The following is an 18,563-nucleotide window of genomic DNA, read 5'->3' as shown; positions in this document are numbered from 1 at the left end:
AGGAACCCTGCCCGCGCCCGTCTGCCGCCCGTGCGCGCATCCAGACAAGGGCCTCAGTCACTGCCGCCCGGGCGCTGCAGATCGGCCCAGACCGGGTCGTGATCGGATGCGCGCCAGGGTCCGTCCGCGGGCAGGCGTCCGTCATAGCCGAGGAACACGGGCTCGTCCGCGTTCACCGCCCAGCTCCCGCCGCGCTGCACCCGGCCGCGCAGGTGCTGCGGGCCGAGCAGGTAGTCCAGCTGGCCGGCCTGGCCTCGAAACACATAGGTATAGGCCTTGGCGGCGTCGGTATGCACAAGGTCCCTCTTGCCGGCCTCGCGCAGGTGCGTCAGCGGGTCTTCCGCGGCATAGGCATTGAGATCGCCCAGGATCAGCACCGGGGTGTCGGCAAACGCCCCCTGGCGTTGCGCCTCGATCCACTCGACCAGACGCTGTGCCTGCGCGCTGCGGCGTGCGTTCCAGCAGCCCTGGCCGTGATCCACGTCGCCACGGTCGGGGCAGCCGCTCTTGGCCTTGAAGTGGACCACGACGGCGCCAAAACGGAGCCCGTCCGCGGCGTCCTCGAACCAGCCCAGTAACGGCGGACGGTCGTGGATCGGGTTCGCGTCCGCGCGGGTCTCGAGCAGGCGCAGGCGGTCGGGGCGGTAGAGCAGGCCCACCTTGATCGCATCATCGCCCGCGTCCGGATGTGCCGGCGCCGCGTACTCGCCGCGCGAGCCGGGTGCGCGATTTAGGCGCTGGACCAGCGACGTGCGTGCCTGCGCGGTATTTTCCAGTTCGACCGCCCCGATCAGATCGGCATCCAGCTGGCGTAACAGGGCATCGAGCTTGGCGGTCTGGCGTTCGCGTTCCGCGACGGTCTGGGCCCCGCGTTCGCCCAGGGTGACGAAGTCGTTTTCCATATTCGCGGTGGCGATGCGCAACTGCGTATCGGCAGGGGCTGGCGGTGGGTTCGGGCGTTCGCCGCCCTCCCAGTTCACCGCTGCGGTGGGGTGGATGCGGTAACGGCCGAAGGCATGGGTCAGGATCCCGGTCAGGCCGGTGGTGGTGCTCCCGGCGCGGCGGGTACCGAACGTATCGAGATAGGGCACCGGATCGGGGTTCGCGCGGTAGCTGGCATCGTCCAGTTCGATGGTACGGGCGGACGGCGCGTCAGCCGCCGCATCACCCGTCTGCCCCGGGTGGCGCAGGCGGCCCTCCGCGGCCAGGGTCAGACTGCCGTAACGGCCAAGGTCGCGGTTGGCGGTAACGGTCAGGGTCTGCGGCAGGCGCACCAGCAGGTCGGTGTACTGCTCAAGCCGCGCGGCATCGTCGGGCAGGCGCAGCTCCAGCGGCTGTGGCAGGGTGGCCGGGCCGCAGTCGTGCACGCCGCGCAGGCGGGAGATCTGCAGGCGGCCGCGGTGGCGGTTCAGTTCGCCGTGGACCTGGACCTGCCGCGCCGGTGCCAGCGCTGCCTCGCGCGGGGCATAGACAAAGATGCCGGCCGCATCGGTACCCGCGCCCTGTTGCAGATAGAAGCCACCCAGCTCCTCGGGCTCCATGAACGCTGCGGTCGTAACCGCCTCGACCACCACCGGATCGCCCTCGGCCACGACCTGGCTGCGCAGATCGTGCAGGCTGTAAACGGGAGCGCCGGGGTCGGGGCAGGCATCCCGGGCCGCAAGTGGCCCGGCCAGCAGCAGCGCGAGCAGGAGCGGCGCAGCCAGGCCGCACGAGAGTGCACGGCGGATGCGCGTGCGTTGATGATATCGGGGTAGCCGTTCCATGGCCGGGCGCTCGCGGGATCAGGCTGTCTTGCCGGGATGCAGCAATTCGTAGAGGTAGTCCGGAGCCTGGGTGACGTCGGCAATCGAGTAGCCGTCGAGCACCGCCATGAAGGCGTCGCGGGCGTCGTTCAGCACGCCGCGCAGCTGGCAGCCGGGCAGGATCGGACAGACGGGGTTCTCGCAGTCGACGACGTTGAGGTTCGGTTCCATGTCGCGCACGACGCTCCCCACATTGATCTCGCTGGGCGCGCAGGCAAGGGAGATCCCGCCGCCCTTGCCGCGGCGTGTGATGATGTAGCCCTTCTGCCCGAGCTGGTGAACGATCTTGACCAGGTGGTTGCGCGGGATGTTGAACTGCTCGGAGATGTCGCTAACGGTCACGCGCTGATCGCGCGGTTGTACGGTGAGGAACATCAGGACACGAAGGGAGAAATCGGTATAGCGGGTGAGTTGCATAGTGGAGTGGTCGCCGGTTTGCGGTTTCGAGGATATGCTTTAACGAATATTCGGAATACCGTAATCGGTCCCGGTGGCCGTCACAAGGGTGCAGCGGCGGCCGGCGTGAGTTTCGCGGGCTGGGAAGGCGGGGACGCGCGGCTTGATGCGCGCCCCCAACGCCGCTCAAGTAGGCGTTCCGCGTGCCGTTAACGCGAAAGGTAACCCGGTCCAGCACAGACCGCGAGTCACAGGGGAAATCGATGGAGCAGATCAGGGGTTTGAGTCGGTTGTCGCTGGCGGGGCGCTTCTCGCTCGCGCTTAGCGCGATTGTCGGGATGTTCTTCCTGATTGCCGCGGTGGCCGTGTTCTGGCATACGGCCACGCTGAAGGCCGGCATGGAAGACACCCTGGCCGGCGTGATGCAGGGCCATGCCACGACAGCCGCGTTGGAGACCGAGGTCACGGCCGAGGTCGAGCGCCTGCTTACGCTCGCGGCGTGGCAGGTCAACGCGATGATGCTCGGCGTCGCGATTGGCGTGGTCGCCGTGGTCTACGTGCTTTTCGTGCTGATGATCCGGCGCCGGCTGGCCGGCCTCGCGGGGCAGTTCCGCAAGGTCTCGGAGGGCGAGGGCGACCTGCGTCAGCGCATCGAGGCCCCGCGCAACGACGGGATCGACCGTCTCGCGCGCCTGTTCAACGCGTTTATCGAACGCCTGCAGACCATGGTCTCGGAGATGGTGGAACATGCCGGCGAACTCGGCGACTCCGCCGGCACCCTGCACCGGGTGGCGCAGGAGACCAACCAGGAGGTGCGGCAACAGCAGGCACGCCTGGGCCAGGTAGCCACCGCGATGAATCAGGTCAGCGCCTCGGCCGAGGAGATCGCGCGCAACGCCCATACCGCCTCGGAGGCGGCGGACCAGGCCGAAGAGCAGACGCGCACCGGTTCCCAGGTGGTCGACGGGACTGTGAGGACGATGCGCGAACTGGCCAGCGACATTGCCGCGGCCAACGAACAGGTGGCAACTCTGCAGGCGGAATCCGAGGGTATCGGATCGGTGCTCGACGTGATTCGCGGGATCGCCGAGCAGACCAACCTGCTGGCCCTGAACGCGGCCATCGAGGCCGCCCGCGCCGGCGAGCAGGGGCGGGGGTTTGCCGTGGTCGCGGACGAGGTGCGCACGCTGGCCACGCGCACCCAGGACTCCACCACCGAGATCCAGGCCATGATCGAGCGCCTGCAGGCCGGAGCGCGCACCGCCGCCACGGCCATGGAACGCAGCCGCGAGAAGGGCGCGTCCGGCGTGGACGAGGCGGCGCGGGCCGGCGAGGCGCTGCAGGCAATCCAGTCCGCGGTGGAGCGCATCCGCGGGCTGAACAACGAGATATCCGCCGCGGTGTCGCAGCAGGCGGCGGTCGCGCGCGAAGTGGATGGCACGCTGACCGAGGTCAGTCAGGGCGCGGAGGTGACCGCGGCGAACGCCGAGGCGACCGCGAGCGAGACCGATGCCCTGGTGGGCCGAGTGGAACGGCTGCGCGGGCTGACCACGCAGTTTCGCGTCTGACCGGAGGCCCGCCGGCGCGGCGGGGGCGCGAGGATTTCCGTATACTGCGGCCCGCCTGAGGACACGGAGCCGCGCCTGCAATGACAATATGGGTCGCCACCCTGCTCGGGATCGTGCAGGGCATTTTCATGTTCCTGCCCGTGAGTTCGACGGCGCACCTGGTGCTGACACAGCACTGGCTGATCCGGCAGGGCGAGCCGCTGCCTCCGCCGGAAAGCCCCGAGATGATCCTGTTCGACCTGGTGGTCCACGTGGGCACCCTGGTCTCGATCGTGTACGTGTTTCGCCAGAGCCTGACCCGCCTGAGCGGCGGTATCGTGCGCGAGAGCTGGCAGTGGGCATCGGCACGCGGGAGTGCCGGGCGCGAGATGCTGTTCCTGCGCCTGGCCCTGCTGTGCGGGCTGTCGGTGTTCGCGACGGCGGTGGTCGGTTTTACGCTGAAGGCCAGTTTCGAGCACGTCTTCGCGCACCCGACCCTGATTGCCGGGACCCTGACCCTGACCGGGGTCCTGCTGTGGTGGACGGACCGGCTGCAGCGGCGCCCGTTGGGGCTGCGCCAGTTGAGCCCGAAGATCGCGACGGTGATCGGCGTAGCGCAGGGCTTCGCCCTGGTCCCGGGGCTCTCGCGCAGCGGCATGACCATCGTGTTTGCGCTGTTTACCGGCCTCAAGCGGCGCTGGGCGGCGGAATACAGCTTCTTCCTCGCGATCCCGACCATCCTGGCCGCGACGGCGGTTCAATCGCTGGACGTGCTCAACGGCGACGGGCTGGGCGATCTCGACTGGGTCGTGCTCGCGGTCGGGTTTGTCGTCTCCGCCGTGGTCGGGGTGGTGTCGCTGAAGATGGTGCTGTTCTTCCTCTACCGCGCCAATCTCAAGGTGTTTTCGTTCTACCTCTGGGCGCTGGCCATCCTGGTGCTGTTCGGCTTCCTCGACGTCGACATCATGTACGGCTGAGCCCGGGCCGGATCATTCCGGCCCGCGCAGTACCGCCAGCGGCGCCTGGTTCAGCACCTGTCGCGTGCCCAGCCAGCCGGCCACGGCGATACCCAGCGTGCCGCCGCCAACGCCGTAGACAAAGGTCCACGGATTCAGGCGGTAGTCGAACTCGAACACCTGCCATGCAAGCAGTGCCCCCACCGCGGTGGCAATGATTGCCGCCAGCAGCCCCGCGAGCAGCCCGAGCGTGCCGAACTCCGCCAGCAGGCCGTTGCGGATGTGTTCGCGCCGTGCCCCCAGGGCCCGCAGCAGCGCCGCCTCGCGGCGGCGCACGTCGCGTGTGGCCTGGACGGCCGCGTACAGCACCGTCAGGCCTGCGACCAGGGTGAACAGGAACACGTATTCCACCGCCCGGGTGGCCTGATCCATCACCTCGCGCACCTGCACCAGAATCGCGCTGACATCAATGGCCGAGACCGCGGGGAATTCACGCAGCCACTGGTTCTGTGCGGAGCGCTGCGCCTCGGGCACATGCATGGCGGTGATGAATGTGCGTGGCTGCTCGTCCAGCAGTGCCGGCGGCCCGATCACGAAGAAGTTGACGCGGAAGCTGTCCCAGTCCACCTCGCGCACGCTGGTGATCGGGCTTTGCACCGCCTGGCCACCGACACGGAAGGTCAGTGTGTCGCCCAGGGACAGGTCGAAGCGTTCCATCAGGCCGGCCTCGACGGACCAGCCGGTGTCCGCGTCCTGCTCGCCCTCGCCGAACCAGTGCCCGGCGACGATGCGGTTGTGTCCCGGTGGCTCCTCGGCGTAGGACAGATTGAACTCGCGATCCACCAGGCGGCGGTCGCGATCATCGGCGAAGTCGTCCGGGTGTACGCGTTCGCCATTGATCTCGATCAGGCGGCCACGAATCATCGGATCCAGTTGCGGGCGTTCCAGTCCCGCGGCCTCCACCCGATCGGCAAAGGTGGTCTCCTGACCGGGCTGGATGTTGATGAAGAACTGGTTCGGGGCGTCCTCCGGGATGCTCGCATCCCAGGCGTTCAGGAGATCCACGCGCACAATGGCCAGCAGCAGCAGGGCCAGGATGCCGACGCTGAACGCCACCAGCTGCACCGCGCTGAGCCCCCCGCGCCGCGAGAGATTGGCCAGGCCGAAACGCAGCGCCATGCCACCGTGGTTGCGCAGGGGCCGCAGGGCCCAGACCAGCCCCATGCCGAGCAGCGCCAGCACGCTGATGGCAATGGCCGTCCCCAGCAGCACCCAGGCGGCCAGTCCGGGGTCGGCGGCCTGCCAGTACAGCAGGCCGCCGAAGGCCAGCAGCGCGAGCAGGCCGGACAGCCACACCGAGGTCGGCGGCAGGCCGAGATCGCGCCGCAGCACGCGCAGGGGCGAGACCTGCCCGATGCGCAACAGCGCGGGCAGGGCAAAGCCCACGGCGGTGACCAGGCCCACGCCGATCCCGGCCACGGCCGGGCGCGCGCCGGGTGGCGGCAGATCGCCGGCCAGCCACTCGCCCAGCATGGAGGCCAGCACGAACTGGGCGGAGTAGCCGATTGCAAGGCCGATGGCACTGGCGATCAGGGCCACCAGCAGCACGCGGCCGAAGTACGTCAGCAGCACGCGGCGGCCGCTTGCGCCCAGTGCCCGCATCACGGCGGCGGGGTCGGCCCTGCGCTGCGCGAAGTGATGCGCGGCCACCGCGATTGCAGCACCCGCCAGCAGCACCGCCATCAACGAGGCCAGGCCGAGAAAGCGTTCCGCGCGTTCGATGGCGGTGCGCAGCTCGGGGTTGGCATCCTCCAGGCCCAGCAGGCGCTGGCCGGATTCCAGCTCGCCCTCGAGCCAGTCGCGAAAGCGGGCGACATCGGCACTGGCACCCGCCGCAAAGAATTCGTAGCGCACCCGGCTGCCGGGGCCGATCAGGCCGCTGGCGTCGAGATCTTCAAAGGCCAGCATCAGCCGCGGCGCGATATCCAGCAGGTTGGACCCGCGATCCGGCTCGTGGCTGATGATCGCGGCCACCTCCAGGTCCAGATCACCCACCTCGATGTGGTCGCCAACCTCCAGATCGAGCGCCTCCAGCAGGGGTGCCTCCAGCCAGGCCGTGCCGGATTCCGGCCCGCGCTCGCGTGGCGCCTCCGCGGCGTCCCGCGAGGGGCGGGTGCGGGCCTCGCCATGCAGCGGCCAGCCCGGCTCGACCGCCCGCAGTGCCGCCAGGCGCGATTCGTCTGCCGGGCTGAACACCACGCTGGGCAGCGAGGCGGTGCGTACCGTCTGCAGCCCGAGTGTGGCGGCCTCGTCCGACCAGGCCTTCGGGAGCGGGTTGTCGCTGACCACGGCCAGGTCGCCGCCGAGCAGGGCGGTGGCCTGCTGAGCCATGCCGCGATCGACGCGGTCGGTGAAAAAGCCCACCGCCGCAACGGCAGCCACGGCGACCACCAGTGCTGCGGCGAGGACGCGCAGCTCCGCGGAACGCCATTCGCGCCAGGTACCGCGCAGGAAGCCGCTCAGGCGGCTGCGCCGATGCGAACGGCTCATGCGAGCACACCGTCCTGTATGGAGATCACGCGGTCACACTGCGCGGCCAGCTCGGGGTCGTGGGTCACCAGCACCAGGGCCGTCGCCGGGGCATGCTCGCCGGGATCGCGCGCCAGCCCGAACAGCAGCTCAATAATGCGATGGCCGGTGCGGCCATCCAGGTTGCCGGTGGGCTCGTCCGCGAACAGGATGGCGGGGTGGTCCACAATGGCGCGCGCGATGGCCACGCGCTGCTGTTCGCCGCCCGAGAGCTGGTGCGGGTAGTGGGCCGCGCGCGGCCCAAGGCCGACCCGTTCCAGGGCCTGGTTCGCGCGCCGGTTCAGCTCCGCCTGACTGGTCTCGGCGTGGGCCGGGTTGAGCTCCAGCGGCAGCAGCGTGTTTTCAAGCGCCGTCAGCGCCGGCAACAGCTGGAAGGACTGAAACACAAACCCGACGCGCCCGGCGCGCAGGGCCGCGCGGCCGTCCTCGTCCAGCTGGCTGATGGCCTGCCCGAGCAATCGAACTTCTCCGGCACTTGGGGCGTCCAGACCTGCCAGGAGGCCGAGCAGGGTGGATTTTCCCGATCCGGAAGCGCCAAGGATCGCGACCGTCTCGCCGGCCTGGACCGCAAGCGAGATGCCGCGCAGGATATCCAGCCGGCCGCTGGGTCCATTGATTCGCTGCTCGAGGTCGCGGGCCTGCAGTACATACGACGAGGTTGTATCCATGTTCCGTGTTCCGTTGGTCGTAATCGGCTTGATTGCGTTGCTATGGAGTCCCTGCGCGCTCGCAAATTCCCCGGCGGGAGAAAATCCGGCGCAATCGCCACTGCGCATCCTGGTGTACGGCGACTCCCTCAGCGCCGCCTACGGCATGCCCGATGCCTCCGGCTGGCCGGCCTTGCTGGAGGCGCGGCTGGAAGATCGCGACGCCCATTGGGAGGTGGTGAACGTATCGATCAGCGGCGAGACCACGGCCGGCGGGCTCAGCCGTCTCCCGCAGGTGCTGGAGCGGGAGGAGCCGATTCTGGTGATCCTGGCGCTGGGTGGCAACGACGGCCTGCGCGGGCTGCCACCGCAGGCCATGCGCGAAAACCTGGAGGCCATGGTCGATGCGATCCGCGAGGCGGGGGCCGAGCCGCTGCTGCTGGGCGTGCGCATACCACCCAACTACGGGCGCCGCTATACCGAACGCTTCGAGGGTGTGTATGCCGACCTCGCGCAGGCGCGCGGCCTGGTCTTCGAACCCGGATTCCTGGATGACTTCGTGCTGGAGGACGGCATGCTGATGGACGATGGGATTCATCCCAGCGAACGCGCCCAGCCGCGTCTGCTGGACGCGATCTGGCCGCACCTGGAACCGATGATCGAGGGCGTGGAGGCCTGTACGAACGCGCGGCAATCGGCCGCGAACTGAAAACGACCCGCCGGTGTCAGCGGCTGAGCAGGCTGCGCAGCTCGTCCACCACGTCGTCCGGCAGCAGGTGGCGCAATACCGGATGCAGGTCGCGCTCGATCTCCGAGAGGATGGCCAGGGTGCGGATGCGGGAATGCCGGCACAGCGGATTGCCATACTGGTTCGCCTGGATCGCACGGTCCGAACCCATCTCCATCAATGCCACGCCGGGGAGCCCGCGCGGGCCCTCGTCCAGGACCTCGACCAGCTCCACCATGCAGCCGTCCACCTCGCCCTGAATCCCGATCAGGGGGGCGAGGACGTCGATCATGCGGCTGGACTGTTCGGTCGTCAGCAGATCCATCCGCCTACCTTACGGCCGATACGTGCGCGGCGCCAGCACTGCGCACGGCCCCCAACGCCACACCTCTCATACCGGAAACCGCGTAGCGGTTATCCGGGATCGTGTAGCCGGGTTACTCGTAGTGGCTCCATAAACGAATCACCTTGACCACTCTCTCGTCTTCAAGCACCTGGTACACAAGCCGGCGCTGAATATTGATGCGCCGCGAGTACGCGCCGGAGAGATCACCCACCAGCCTCTCGAGAGGTGGAAGTTTTCGATACGGGTCTTCGGCGATCAGCGTCAGCAGTTCCTGTGCCTTCGGCTTCAGGCCGCTGGCCGCCAGCTTCTTCGCATCCTTCTGAGCCTGTCGGGTGTAGACCAACTTCCATGTCACCAATCCAGCTCCTCGTGGCATTCATCCGCCGGGGTCTCCATTCCCTCGCGGATCGACTCCCGCATGCCTGGCACCGATAGCAGGTACAGGGTCTCCTGAATGGCCGACCAGTCCGACTCGGATAGCAGGACTGCGTTGTTCCGTTTGCCGGTGATCACAATCGGCTCATGGGATTCCGCCGTTTCGTCGATCAGTCGGTAGAGGTTGCTGCGCGCCTCTGTAGCCGTAATTCCCGTCATGGCGTACCTCGCAAGTGTGTGGTCTTCGACCAAGAGTACGCCTTCACGTACGTCCAGTAAACCGTACGTGTATTCCGTCACCGCCAGCAACCGCAGCAACCGTTCGGATCGTTCCAGGAATTGCCCTTTCGCCCAGCCTGGAAGGTCATCCCGGAAACCGCGCAGCGGTTATCCGGGATCTCGAGCGCCGGGGCAGGAGCGGACGCCGGAGATCCCGGCTCTCCGCTTCGCTCCGGCCGGGATGACCGTTTGCCGCCAGGGAGAAGCTGGGTGTCCTCTTTCTCTTGATTCATGGCCTGTGTTCTTTCAGGCGTAATTGTTACCTGTTACGTTACGCGTTACATTAGCTGAATGATTCGAAGCTTCAAGCACAAGGGATTGGCGAAGTTTTTCTACTCCGGTAGTGCTGCGGGGATTCAGGCGGTGCACGCAAAAAGGCTTCGACTCATTCTGGGCCGACTCCATGCAGCATCACAGCCCGCAGATATGGACCTGCCCGGCCTGCGGCTACACGAATTCACGGGCGCGCGTGCCGGAATCTGGTCCGTCTCTGTCAGTGGCAACTGGAGAGTGACGTTCCGCTTCAAGGATGGAGATGCCGAAATCGTCGATTACGAGGATTACCACTGAGGTGGCGCCGATGTTGATGCACAACCCCCCCCATCCAGGTGAAGTATTGCGCGAGCTTTGCCTTGAGCCCCTTGGGCTGTCCGTGACCGAAGCGGCAGAAGCCCTGGGCGTAAGCCGAAAAACCCTGAGCGCCGTACTTAACGGCAAAGCTGGGATCAGCCCTGAAATGGCCATCCGCCTTTCCATCGCGTTCGACACCTCGGCGGAAAGCTGGCTGAACCAGCAGTCTCAATATGAGCTCTGGCATGCGGAGCAGCATCGGAAAGACCTCAAGGTAAAGAGGCTCGTAGCCGAATGAATCCAGCTCTTCCCCCTGGCGCAATGCCCGTACCGATGCAGGGCATGCCCCCGATGCAACGCATGGTCATCCCGGAAACCGCGCAGCGGTTATCCGGGATCTCGGGCGCCGGGGCAGGAGCGGACGCCAGAGGTCACGGCTCTGCGCTTCGCTCCGGCCGGGATAACGGTGTGGCACTTCGAAGAAGATGGGTGCTCCCTTCCTCCCTAGGGTGCTCTCAATAGCCCTTTTAACAGGTGCTATAGTCCGCCCTAACGGCGGTTTATGATGGAGCGGATTGTGATGATCAAATTTTCCGAAGACCTAGTCCCCCTGACCGACCTGAAGACGAATCCCGGACGGGTTATGAAACACGTGGCCGAGGTTCACCGGCCCGTACTGCTGACTAGCCGGGGCAGGGGTGTTGCCGTGGTTCAGTCGGTCGCGGATTTCGAAAAGGCCGAGGAAGAGCGGGAATTCATGCGGGCCGTCGTGGCGGGTCTGGCGGACCTGGAGGGCGGTCGGGAAGTCTCGCTGGACGAGGCCAGGGCGCAGCTCGGTCTCAAATAGGGAAACACTGATCAATGTACACACTCGCGTTGGTACCCCAGGTTTTCCGAGACAAGGCGCGGTGCGCAGCCGGTAGTGGTTCTACCGGCAAGGGCCGCAACGCAGGATCGGGGAACATGGGGTACCAACCCCACCAACCATTCAATGCAGGGGCTCGGCCGCTTTTGCGCGGGAACGGCGTTGCGGCTCCCTTGTGCAGAATGACTGCACGGCGGTCACCGCGCCTTGTTCGCACGCAAAAGCGACTCGAGCGCGAGCGTTTACATTAATCAGTGTTTCCCTAGCAGTATGCCCGGCATACGATCACGTTTGCCGAATCCGCCATGCGCGATCTCAAGCAGATGCAGGAGTGGTACTCGGAACAAGGTGTGCCGGAGGTCGGACAGAGGCTGGTGCAAGAGATTTTCCAACGAGTCCAGGCCCTGAACGACCACCCCGACATCGGCAGGGTAGTTCCCGAATTTGACCAGCCATTCCTGCGCGAGCTCGTCCATCCACCGTTCCGCATCGTGTACCGGCGTGATCCCGATCGGGTGAGGGTTGTCCGGGTCTCGCGAAGCGAACGCCTGCTGCACCTCCCTGGTGGAGCGTCGAACAGGAACTAGGCCGCCACCAGACCTCCGCTCACGGTTCGTGGCGAGCGCCATCCCGGAAACCGCAAAGCGGTTATCCGGGATCTCGGCCGGCGGGGTAGGCGTTAGCGTCAGCGATCTCGATTCTCCGCCTCGCTCCGGCTGGGATGACGTTTTGGCCGCGGAAAAATAAATCTGTCCCAGTTTCCCACGGTGATCCGAGGGCAAAAAGCAAGGTCTGAAATCCAAAGGTAGACCCCCGAGTTTCTGCAGCGGAAAACCAGCCCGACAACATGCGATTGTTAGCCATTACCTGCGCCTCGGCAACATGAGCGGGTTGCTTACCCTCCAGTTATAACTTGGAAATTCGTACATATACCACTCAATTGCAATATGAGCAAAAGTTCGAAATTCTTCATCATTCCACAAATCAACTATTAGGTCTCTTTTAAGTCTTTTTATTTGTTTAGATCCCTGATACACCCAACCCAAATAGGAGTCTAATTTAGGCTGATTTTTACCCTTGAAGTGACCATGTGGTATAGATGGATGAAAATCGCGGTCAAACTGATGAAAGACCCAATCATTTAAACCCTTCTTTCTCGAGATAAACTGAAAGTAACCTTTTTTGTCTCTTCTCAAGCCCGGATGAGCTTCATCTTCGCTTGATTTGTTCACGTGTGATGGAGGTGAATCGTCGTCACGCTCATCGTTTTCGAGAGACCAACCCTCTTCGCTATTCCACTCTTCCACAAGAAGGATTCTTTTCGCTTGTTCAGAGACTGGATCGTCTGGCTCACACATGTTTTTCAGTGCCAGCATTCTGTCAAGGTAATGGGTCCAACTGAGTTTCTCAGCATGAAAGTAAAATCGGGATAGTTCAAAATAAAGTTCAGATGCCTCCCTTTCTAGATAAATCACCAGGAATCTCCTTTTGGCTAACAGGGATTGGAAGGCGCGCACGGATATTGGATGAACGTGCGCGCGTGTTTAATTGGATATTGAACCGGGTGCCTGGCGTAAGAAAGCGTGGTTAAATCAGTCGGATGGCGCACGGGGCGGTTTTTAGGACCGTGTTCACCCATGGGGTCAGACCTTGCCTTTCGCCTCTCCCTTGATGCGGGGGGGGGCAAAAGGCAAGGTCTGACCCCCGTGTTAGGGTGGAGATAGTTAGCGTGTTCTGACCCCGTTATGACCGACCCGGTCCGGCCCCGCGACTCCTTGCGCTGGGTGGACTGTGTCGGTTTGGGAATTCCTTCTGGGAGCGTGCGATTTTCGCTTTCATCAACTCGTCCGGATAGCCGTTATGGACCAGCGTGTCGCGGATGTGGCCATAGTAACGGTGGTAGCCCTTGCAGTAGATCGAGGGATTGTCGAAGCCATTTTTCGCAGAGTACCGGTTCTCGATGTCGCCACCCCTGCAGATGCCGCGCCACTCACAGGATAGACATTCGTCAGCTGCGCTAGCCTGGATGCGCTCGATGTCCTCGAAAATGGGGTCATCCAGGAACTCCCGCAGGCTGTGCTGGTGGATGGAGTAGCGGGGCGTGCGGGAATACCAGTCCAGCGCCGGGAGAAAGGAATCGTTCACCGAAACGCTGCCGTCGCTGTGCATCACCACGACCTGGAAGCCTTCCCGTCGGCCCCCCGCGCTGGGGTCTCCCTCTACGTCGTTGTCCTCGCGGACCTGCAGGTGTTGAAGGACCTCGCTGATCTGGCGGACGAAGATGCTCTTGTCGTCCTCTTCCAGCCAGGCCTGGAACAGCTCCGCCAGGCGCTCACCGTAGCGTTCGCTGCTTTCGTCTGGCTCGCTGAAGCCATCATCCCGGTTCCGGTCAGGCAAAAGGAAGCTCATTTGCCGCACCCCCAGGGAGCGCAGGTAGTGGTAGACCTCGGCGTAGTCGTTGCGGTGATCCATCACCGAGATGGTTGACACCCCGCGTCCGTTGCCCGCATCGGCCCATGCGAGAAACCGTTTGAGATTGTTCTCCACCTGTAGAAAGGTGGAGCGGCCCTGATGATCGAGCCGGAAACGGTCGTTGGCGGTGTGGTCGCCGTCGATGCTCAGGCCCACGTGAACCCCGTATTCGTGGAACAAAGCCAACCATTCATCGGTGAGCACGGTCCCATTGGTCTGGATCGTGAGTCCCATCGGCACTTGCGGTTCAATCCGCTGACGGAAGGTTTCGCAGATTTGTTCGAACTCTCGCGGCTTGACCAGCATCGGTTCGCCACCATGAAAGGCGATTAGCACGCGGCGGAAGCCAAGTTCCTGGCAACCCTGGGTGATCCAGTCCGCCATGGCCTCCACAGTCTCGAGTGTGGCCTTCACCGGGCGGTCGAAGGGGGTCTTGTCGCCCATGTTGAAGTAGTAACAGTAGGAGCAGTTGATGTTGCAGCGCTCCACGAGTTTGAAAACCACCTGGAGCGTGGTTCCCGCGAAGCGTCTTTCGGTCGTCTCGGATTGCACCCAGGCTTCCTGCATGTGGGGCTTCCTCCTGTGGCAAACGCCATACACGCCGCAACGGGCAATCCACCGCAAGCCTGCATGCGTGACCTGCAGGCACGGCAGTGTCCGTGCGTGGATGGTTAGGAATGTGAACCGCCCCGCCAGCGGAAACTGACGGGGCTGAGAGGCTAGCGAGGCAGTTCCGACGACTGGGTGTAGTCTCCCCCGCCGGACTGCGAGTAATCCCCGCCACCGCTCTGGCTATAGCTGCCACCGCCGCTTTGGCGGTAGTTGCCACCCTGGCCATGGTTCTGCAGGAGGTCGCCAATCCCGGGGAGGACCTCCGGACGCAAGAGTCCGTCGATAATGGATTGGCCTATGAAGTCCTGGTAACGCTTCTGGAAAGCTTCCTGCTTGCGCGGGTCAAAACTGTCGTCCATGCCGGTCTCCTTTCCTTGGATTAACCTGTCAAGATGTTGTTGCTGTGATTGCCCGTCCGGGACTTCCGAGTCTCGCGCGGGCCAGCAAGGTCGAGCGTAGACGTTGACCGGGGCCGAATCAATAGACGACTCCTGCCAACACGCCATGGCATCCTGCAACGAAGAACATGGGTGTCCACCTTCTTTGGGTCGCTATCGTCGCCTTGCGCGACCCCCTCCAGGGAGCCACAGCGGCCGTTTCCACGCAAAAATGGATGGTTTAAGGCTTTGTACAAGCCTTATAGGAACGCGAATCCCCTTCAATTCAGTAGGTTACTGTGGTCCGACCCCGTTATGAAGCGCCTTAGGCGCCACCAGACCTCCGCTCACGGTTCGTGGCGTTTGAACGCCATCCCGGAAACCGCAAAGCGGTTATCCGGGATCTCGGGCGGCGGGGCAGGCGTTAGCGTCAGCGATCTCGATTCTCCGCTTCGTTCCGGCCGGGATGACGGTTTTGCCGCGGAAAAACAAATCTGTCCCCGTTTCCCGCGCTTCCAGCCATGTCTGGCGATTGAACCACCCCAACAATCGGTTTATATTCGTACGGAGTTACCGTACGGTTGGGGGCAACCATGGAAACAGTTAGCGTCAACCGGTTTCGTGAGAACCTGAAGGCATTCGTGGAGGAAGCAGTTTCCACGCACACCCCGCTCAAGGTCACACGGCGCGCGGGTGAGGCCTTCGTGGTGATGAGCGCGGACGACTGGGAACGTGAGCAGGAAACGCTCTATGTCCTCCAGAACTCCAGCTTGATGCAGCAGATCGCCGACTCGGCTGCCACCCATCGGAAGGGAGAAGGCTACCGTCCCACGGAAGGGGAGATGGATGAGATCACTGGTATTCGAGGGTAATACCTGGGCCGCTTACGAAACGCTCCGAGAGCGCGACCCAAAGCTGCATCGCGCCCTACGCCGCATCCTAAAGGAAATGCTCCGAAACGATCCGGCCACAGGTACTGGCAAGCCAGAGCCCCTGCGTCATTCCCTCTCGGGCTTCTGGTCCCGCCGTCTTTCCGCCCGGGATCGCCTGATCTACCGCTTCGACGATCAAGCCATCTATATCTTCGCGATCGGCGGCCATTACGACACGTTGTGAATCGAGGCGACCTATCCCTCCGCTCGGGCGCGCACAGGCAAAAGCCAAGGCTGGACGCCGAGGCCGCTGGGATTGTCCGGAGTGCGTGAAGGCCCCATTTCGGGGGCAAAATCCCTGGTCTAAGGCTCACAAATCGCCTTTGAGCGCCCGAAAGTCCATTTTCTACAATGCGTTACCGTGGTCCGACCCCGTCATGGCAGGCCGGCCACCAGGCTCTGCATTTCCCAGGCATCCAGACGGCTCACTCGATCCTTGATGATCTCCACCGCCTCTTCACGGTAGCGTTTCAGCAGGGCTTCCTCGTCCTCGCCGTCATCCTGCTCATCTACGGGAACCGGTGCGGTCGCTTGCCCGGTCACCAGGGCCTCGATCTCCTGCCTGACCGCATCCGAGAGCCGGAACAGCGTGAGGGTAGACCCGAGTGAATTCCGCGCAGCGAGCGACAGACGGTCCCGATCCAGCTCCGCCTGCCACTCCACGGCGCGCACGTTTTCGCAGGGCGGCAGCACTGCCGTGTCGTGCTGATATTCCCCTGTGATCGTGCCAACGTGATAGATACGGCGACTGGAGTCGTACGTCAGTACCCGGTCTCCTGCGGCCATCTCGTCCCGAAAACGGATCAGCTGGCTCGCCGCGCTCAGGCGTCGGCCGTCGGGCCAGTCCGGAAAGCGTGAGCGGTACTCTTGTACCAGCGATGCCTTGTCCGCGAAGGCGGACAGATCACCTATCTCTTCCCAGCCGATGCCGACATGGCCCTTCTCACGAAACTCATCGGCCTGCCGCCCTCCCTGGCCCGCACGCACCATCCACATATTCGTTTTAGCCATCGTGCACCTTGTTTAACGTTTCCATGCGGAGCATTGGCCCATTAGCCAAGTCTCCCACCAGCCCGCGTCTGCGGCTGAAGCTCATGCACCTGTCTTGTTCCATGCTGGTTTCAACGTGGAGACCAGGCTGTCTTCGAGGCCGGCGGCCAAGTTCACGTGAAACCCGCCGTAATGAAGTAACCCATTGTCCGGGAGGGCGTATACGGTGACGGCCCTTCCAGCACGTAGCGCCTCAATGATCAATTTGTTGCCCTTGATGTTTGTTGACTGAGTTGGCCCAGGGTTCTGGTAGCCGTAGAGCCGGGACTTCAAGGTGCGGACGGTCTTTCCGACGTACATCACTTCACCGTCCACTACTAGCGCATACAGGATATTTCTTTCAAAGGCGCAATCTGTGAGCGTGCATCGGGCATTGCCGTCTTCAAGCGCCCAGTTCCCTGCGGGTCGAAAGCCAATATGCTCCAGTCTCTGGAGTGCTGTTTCGTCGGTGCTCATGGCGAATTGTGGTCGTATCCTTTAACGGAAGCTGTATGTCGGTTCCTGCCGGGGCAGGCTTGGCCGATGCCGTGCGGTTTCCGTGTCTAGTTGCCGGGGGTGGCTGGCTGCTCAAACACCACCCACTCGTGGGCGCAGTCCTGGCAGGCGCTGGTGTAGGTCGGGCCGGATTTGGTCACTCGGACCTTGCGCGACTGGCAGGCCGGGCAGGGGACCTTCATTGAGGTGTTCGTGCCGCAGGAGTCGCAGCGCACGTAGTAGCCGTATTTGCCGTACATGCCGGTCAGCTTGTCTTGTTCGCCGCATTTCTTGCAGGCGAGAGTGGAGGCCTGACTCGGGCTCGTAGCCGGTGAGGGTGCGGCTTGGGTGGGCTGCGGTTCCGGCGTCGACGGTCGCTGCGAGTTTTGTGCTGGCTCGGGCTTGGCGGAAACGGGCGGCTCCTGGACACGCGGGGCCGGCTCGGCCACGGCCGAAGTATTCGCGCTTGGCCCGAGGTGGCTCTGGAGCAGGAAGTCGCCGATGCCTTCGATTTCCTTTTGGCTGAATCTCGGCCGGGCCGTGACCAGCCCCTTGGCTCGTGAGCCGACTAGCTCGCGCACCTTGTCCGCGACGAACTCGCTCTTCACCACGCGGTTCGCAATCGCACGGGGCATCTCATCGCGATGCAGGATCGCGCTGCTGGATACGGCGCAGAGCGTCCTCCAGTCACGTCCGCCAATCTGGGTCTGGAGGCCCAGCAGTCGGCCCAGGAACTTCTCCACGTTCTGGCGAAGGAGATCCTTGACCAAGGCCTCTTGCAGCTCCGCCTGCCGCACAGGGGAGGGCATGCCGTACCAGTCGCCGCGGTAGCTACGGGACCACTCCCCATGGCCGTTCACCTTCACCTCGCCGTAGATGCTCTTTGACTCGATGATGACCAGCCCATAGGGGTGCACCACCAAGTGATCGATCTGCGCGCGCTCCCCGTTATGCTCGATGCGCAGGTCGTTGATGATCCGTACGGTCTCATCGTCGCCAAATTCGCGTCGCAGGTAGAACGCCACATCCTGTTCCTGCTGGTGCCCGGCCTTTGAGCGTTCATCCTGACCGCTCGGGCCGTCCTTCTCCTTAAGAATCATCGAATCTCCTGAGTTGAGTCGTACAGCCTCTCTGTCGCCGCCCTACACGATTCCCGCCAGGTTCCCCCAGTGGCCGATTTCAACGTCGAAATGGCCGCTTTAAGGCGTTGAACAAGCTTTTGGGGGACGTTAATCGTTTTCAATACAGATGGTTACCGTGGTCCGACCCCGTGATCTTCGCCGTACTGGGTAACAACTGCTCCCGCTCTTCGTCGGTCAGATCGAACGTACTGGCAAGCGCGTCATGCGCATCCCGCAGCCGGCGTTCGTCAGCTCCCGCGGCGTATTCGAGCAACGGACGGTACAAAGTCTGGAAATCGGGTATAGCCATTAGCTCTCGTCTTCGGGTCCGGGTGTGAATCGCAGGTGTGAGTTGGCAGATGGTTGCCGTGGTCAGCCCCCGTCAATTGTCCTGCTGTTGACAAGGCGGCGAAATAGCGGTAA

Annotated in this window: 22 protein-coding genes and 1 pseudogene; 9 read left to right on the top strand and 14 right to left on the bottom strand. The window is 63.8% G+C overall.

The window, feature by feature from the left end; translation table 11 throughout:
- Window positions 1-53: 53 nt before the first annotated feature.
- Both D000_RS0105980 and D000_RS0105975 read right to left on the bottom strand, forming a co-directional pair.
- Entirely contained in the window at window positions 54-1,766 is a 1,713-nt protein-coding gene (locus D000_RS0105980; RefSeq protein WP_018872631.1) for an ExeM/NucH family extracellular endonuclease, read from the bottom strand.
- Between the two features lie 18 nt (window positions 1,767-1,784).
- Window positions 1,785-2,222 (bottom strand): Rrf2 family transcriptional regulator, encoded by a 438-nt coding sequence (locus D000_RS0105975; RefSeq protein WP_018872630.1) that lies wholly within the window; start codon window positions 2,220-2,222, stop codon window positions 1,785-1,787.
- A gap of 242 nt (window positions 2,223-2,464) precedes the next feature.
- On the opposite strand from D000_RS0105975, the gene D000_RS0105970 reads away from it, so the two are divergent.
- Window positions 2,465-3,769 carry a methyl-accepting chemotaxis protein gene (locus tag D000_RS0105970; protein WP_026279798.1) on the top strand — a complete coding sequence of 435 codons (1,305 nt, stop codon included), beginning with the start codon at window positions 2,465-2,467 and terminating at the stop codon, window positions 3,767-3,769.
- Between the two features lie 80 nt (window positions 3,770-3,849).
- Window positions 3,850-4,725: an undecaprenyl-diphosphate phosphatase gene (locus D000_RS0105965; RefSeq protein WP_018872628.1), complete on the top strand. Its 876-nt coding sequence runs from the start codon at window positions 3,850-3,852 to the stop codon at window positions 4,723-4,725.
- Window positions 4,726-4,737: 12 nt separating this feature from the next.
- On the opposite strand, the gene D000_RS0105960 is transcribed toward D000_RS0105965, so the two are convergent.
- Entirely contained in the window at window positions 4,738-7,254 is a 2,517-nt protein-coding gene (locus D000_RS0105960; protein WP_018872627.1) for an ABC transporter permease, read from the bottom strand.
- Window positions 7,251-7,961 (bottom strand): ABC transporter ATP-binding protein, encoded by a 711-nt coding sequence (locus D000_RS0105955; protein WP_018872626.1) that lies wholly within the window; start codon window positions 7,959-7,961, stop codon window positions 7,251-7,253. Before D000_RS0105955 ends, D000_RS0105960 begins: the two co-directional genes overlap by 4 nt.
- On the opposite strand from D000_RS0105955, the gene D000_RS0105950 reads away from it, so the two are divergent.
- Window positions 7,960-8,649: an arylesterase gene (locus tag D000_RS0105950; protein ID WP_026279797.1), complete on the top strand. Its 690-nt coding sequence runs from the start codon at window positions 7,960-7,962 to the stop codon at window positions 8,647-8,649. The genes D000_RS0105955 and D000_RS0105950 overlap by 2 nt on opposite strands.
- 16 nt (window positions 8,650-8,665) lie before the next feature.
- Here D000_RS0105950 and D000_RS0105945 read toward each other — a convergent pair whose 3' ends face one another.
- From D000_RS0105945 to D000_RS0105935, 3 genes are all read right to left on the bottom strand, one after another.
- A complete protein-coding gene (locus D000_RS0105945) occupies window positions 8,666-8,992 on the bottom strand; it encodes a hypothetical protein (RefSeq protein WP_018872624.1) in 327 nt (108 codons plus the stop codon).
- Between the two features lie 112 nt (window positions 8,993-9,104).
- Window positions 9,105-9,368, bottom strand: a complete 264-nt coding sequence (locus tag D000_RS0105940; protein WP_018872623.1) for a Txe/YoeB family addiction module toxin — start codon at window positions 9,366-9,368, stop codon at window positions 9,105-9,107.
- On the bottom strand, window positions 9,365-9,607 hold the full coding sequence (locus tag D000_RS0105935; RefSeq protein WP_026279796.1) for a type II toxin-antitoxin system Phd/YefM family antitoxin: 243 nt from the start codon (window positions 9,605-9,607) through the stop codon (window positions 9,365-9,367). The genes D000_RS0105940 and D000_RS0105935 overlap by 4 nt, the downstream gene beginning before the upstream one ends.
- Before the next feature lie 351 nt (window positions 9,608-9,958).
- Between D000_RS0105935 and D000_RS13805 the strand changes: the two genes are divergently transcribed.
- The 4 genes from D000_RS13805 to D000_RS13800 all read left to right on the top strand — a co-directional run bounded on the left by D000_RS13805 (window position 9,959) and on the right by D000_RS13800 (window position 11,689).
- Window positions 9,959-10,237, top strand: a complete 279-nt coding sequence (locus D000_RS13805) for a type II toxin-antitoxin system RelE/ParE family toxin (protein WP_081616643.1) — start codon at window positions 9,959-9,961, stop codon at window positions 10,235-10,237.
- A gap of 10 nt (window positions 10,238-10,247) precedes the next feature.
- The gene (locus D000_RS0105930) at window positions 10,248-10,535 is read left to right on the top strand and encodes a HigA family addiction module antitoxin (protein WP_026279795.1); all 288 of its coding nucleotides are present in this window, start codon (window positions 10,248-10,250) and stop codon (window positions 10,533-10,535) included.
- Between the two features lie 264 nt (window positions 10,536-10,799).
- Entirely contained in the window at window positions 10,800-11,084 is a 285-nt protein-coding gene (locus tag D000_RS0105925) for a type II toxin-antitoxin system Phd/YefM family antitoxin (RefSeq protein WP_018872620.1), read from the top strand.
- A 302-nt stretch (window positions 11,085-11,386) separates the two neighbouring features.
- Complete coding sequence (locus D000_RS13800) at window positions 11,387-11,689, top strand: type II toxin-antitoxin system RelE/ParE family toxin (protein WP_255349464.1); 303 nt, start codon at window positions 11,387-11,389, stop codon at window positions 11,687-11,689.
- A gap of 276 nt (window positions 11,690-11,965) precedes the next feature.
- Here the strand turns inward: D000_RS13800 and D000_RS14150 are convergent, their stop codons facing one another.
- The 3 genes from D000_RS14150 to D000_RS0105910 all read right to left on the bottom strand — a co-directional run bounded on the left by D000_RS14150 (window position 11,966) and on the right by D000_RS0105910 (window position 14,545).
- Window positions 11,966-12,577, bottom strand: a complete 612-nt coding sequence (locus D000_RS14150; RefSeq protein WP_155999227.1) for a hypothetical protein — start codon at window positions 12,575-12,577, stop codon at window positions 11,966-11,968.
- 268 nt (window positions 12,578-12,845) lie between these two features.
- Complete coding sequence (locus tag D000_RS0105915) at window positions 12,846-14,141, bottom strand: radical SAM protein (RefSeq protein WP_018872618.1); 1,296 nt, start codon at window positions 14,139-14,141, stop codon at window positions 12,846-12,848.
- 152 nt (window positions 14,142-14,293) lie between these two features.
- On the bottom strand, window positions 14,294-14,545 hold the full coding sequence (locus tag D000_RS0105910; protein ID WP_018872617.1) for a hypothetical protein: 252 nt from the start codon (window positions 14,543-14,545) through the stop codon (window positions 14,294-14,296).
- A 611-nt stretch (window positions 14,546-15,156) separates the two neighbouring features.
- Here D000_RS0105910 and D000_RS0105905 point away from each other — a divergent pair.
- Both D000_RS0105905 and D000_RS13795 read left to right on the top strand, forming a co-directional pair.
- Window positions 15,157-15,435: a type II toxin-antitoxin system Phd/YefM family antitoxin gene (locus D000_RS0105905; RefSeq protein WP_018872616.1), complete on the top strand. Its 279-nt coding sequence runs from the start codon at window positions 15,157-15,159 to the stop codon at window positions 15,433-15,435.
- Window positions 15,410-15,679, top strand: coding sequence for a Txe/YoeB family addiction module toxin (locus D000_RS13795; RefSeq protein WP_081612146.1), 270 nt, complete (start codon window positions 15,410-15,412; stop codon window positions 15,677-15,679). The genes D000_RS0105905 and D000_RS13795 overlap by 26 nt, the downstream gene beginning before the upstream one ends.
- A gap of 197 nt (window positions 15,680-15,876) precedes the next feature.
- Here D000_RS13795 and D000_RS13380 read toward each other — a convergent pair.
- From D000_RS13380 to D000_RS0105885, 4 genes and pseudogenes are all read right to left on the bottom strand, one after another.
- Window positions 15,877-16,491 (bottom strand): annotated as a pseudogene (locus D000_RS13380) (restriction endonuclease); the annotation flags it as partial.
- Window positions 16,492-16,587: 96 nt separating this feature from the next.
- Entirely contained in the window at window positions 16,588-17,001 is a 414-nt protein-coding gene (locus tag D000_RS0105895; protein ID WP_018872614.1) for a GIY-YIG nuclease family protein, read from the bottom strand.
- An 86-nt stretch (window positions 17,002-17,087) separates the two neighbouring features.
- A complete protein-coding gene (locus D000_RS0105890) occupies window positions 17,088-18,119 on the bottom strand; it encodes a nuclease-related domain-containing protein (protein WP_018872613.1) in 1,032 nt (343 codons plus the stop codon).
- Window positions 18,120-18,258: 139 nt separating this feature from the next.
- The gene (locus D000_RS0105885; RefSeq protein ID WP_018872612.1) at window positions 18,259-18,450 is read right to left on the bottom strand and encodes a winged helix-turn-helix domain-containing protein; all 192 of its coding nucleotides are present in this window, start codon (window positions 18,448-18,450) and stop codon (window positions 18,259-18,261) included.
- Window positions 18,451-18,563 lie beyond the last annotated feature (113 nt).

This window comes from Thioalkalivibrio sp. ALJ16 (assembly GCF_000377345.1).
Classification (GTDB): domain Bacteria; phylum Pseudomonadota; class Gammaproteobacteria; order Ectothiorhodospirales; family Ectothiorhodospiraceae; genus Thioalkalivibrio.
Note: the sequence above shows the minus strand (reverse complement) of the source record. Positions and strands in the feature narration are given on the sequence as shown.